This window comes from Devosia riboflavina (genome assembly GCF_000743575.1).
GTDB lineage: Bacteria > Pseudomonadota > Alphaproteobacteria > Rhizobiales > Devosiaceae > Devosia > Devosia riboflavina.
Genome location: NZ_JQGC01000089.1, coordinates 1 through 605, shown reverse-complemented (window position 1 = coordinate 605; position 605 = coordinate 1). Strand labels below are relative to the sequence as shown.

Here is a 605-nt window from a genome sequence, read left to right as displayed (position 1 = left end):
CGTATCGATGAAATTACCGCCCGCCTTGATGTAGTCCTCCATGATGAGATGCGACGTCGCTTCGTCCGTCTCCTGCCCGAACGTCATGGTCCCCAGGCAATAGGACGTGACGACCGTGCCGCTGTTGCCGAGTTTGCGGTACTCCATGGAAATCTCCCTCAAGCCGGCGCCATGCCGTCAGGCACCACCGGTCCATAGCTGTTCGTGAGTTGAGTCTGGCAGCGCAGGGAAGGCCTGCGGTATCTGCCATACTAGAAGCTTTTGCGCCGACGCGGAAGCGGTGACGGGAAGCAAGTCCCGCCCTTGTCGGCCATCCCCCTCTACGCTACCACCGAACCCGCATGCGAAAGAGGGGAGCAGCATGACCGCTTACGCCAATTATCCCAGCCTTGAGGGCCGGCCCGTCGTCATTTCCGGTGGCGCATCGGGGATCGGGGCTTCGCTTGTGCGTGAATTCGCCGGGCAGGGCGCCAAGGTGGGTTTCGTCGATATCGCCCGTGAGCAGGGCGAAGCCCTGGCGGCCGAGCTGGGCGCTGCGGGCGCCACAGTCAGCTTCGCCCATTGCGACGTCACCGACATCGCCGACTATCAGGCTGCCATTGCCG

The 605-nt window shown here is 63.1% G+C and carries 1 protein-coding gene and 1 pseudogene; one reads left to right on the top strand and one right to left on the bottom strand.

Going from position 1 to position 605, the window contains the following annotated elements; all coding sequences use genetic code 11:
• Positions 1-147, bottom strand: a pseudogene (locus tag JP75_RS26390) (aldo/keto reductase); the annotation flags it as partial.
• A gap of 214 nt (positions 148-361) precedes the next feature.
• Between JP75_RS26390 and JP75_RS24825 the strand changes: the two are divergent.
• Positions 362-605, top strand: a 244-nt coding sequence (locus tag JP75_RS24825; protein WP_035088000.1) for an SDR family NAD(P)-dependent oxidoreductase, incomplete at its 3' end; no start/stop codon positions are given.